Consider the following 763-nt stretch of genomic DNA (forward strand, 5'->3'; position numbering starts at 1 on the left):
CATGTTATTGGGTGGTGGTTTTGTTTATGGGGTTAAATTAATATGTTTTAAGAAAAAATATTTGAATATTAATTTTATTGATTTTATAAGTATTATATTAAATTTTATTAATTGAATTATTTTTTTGAGAAATATGAGATATTTAAGTTATATAAGTAAAGAGATTTATTTATTGATAAGAAAAATAAAAAACGTGAATGGTGATTGGATTGATGATAAAATAGAATCCTGGGTCTTGAACAGTAATTCGATTGATGATAAAGAAAGAGAATTCTTGGTTCAGTTTTCTACCTTAACGACAGAAAAAAGGATTGATCAAATTCTATTGAGTCTGACTCATAGTCATCATTTATCAAAGAATAACTCTGGTTATCAAATGATTGAACAACCGGGAGCAATTTACTTACGATATTTAGTTGACATTCATAAAAAGTATCTAATGATTTATGAATTCAATACATCCTGTTTAGCAGAAAGACGTATATTCCTTGCTAATTATCAGACAATTACTTATTCACAAACCTTGCGGGGGGCTAATAGTTTTCATTTCCCATCTCATGGAAAACCCTTTTCGCTCCGCTTAGCCCTACCTCCCCCTAGTAGGGGTATTTTAGTGATAGGTTCTATAGGAACTGGACGATCCTATTTGGTCAAATACCTAGCGACAAACTCCTATGTTCCTTTCATTACAGTATTTCTGAACAAGTTCCTGGATAACAAGCCTAAGGGTTTTCTTATTGATGATAGTGACGATATTGATGAT

At 30.7% G+C, this 763-nt stretch carries 1 protein-coding gene; it reads left to right on the forward strand.

Features of this window, described 5'->3' with window-relative positions; translation table 11 throughout:
* Positions 1 to 133: 133 nt before the first annotated feature.
* Positions 134 to 763: hypothetical protein (locus tag FRC98_RS22330; RefSeq protein ID WP_146983500.1), on the forward strand; the 630-nt coding region annotated here is incomplete at its 3' end.

This window comes from Lujinxingia vulgaris (genome assembly GCF_007997015.1).
GTDB classification, from domain to species: domain Bacteria; phylum Myxococcota_A; class Bradymonadia; order Bradymonadales; family Bradymonadaceae; genus Lujinxingia; species Lujinxingia vulgaris.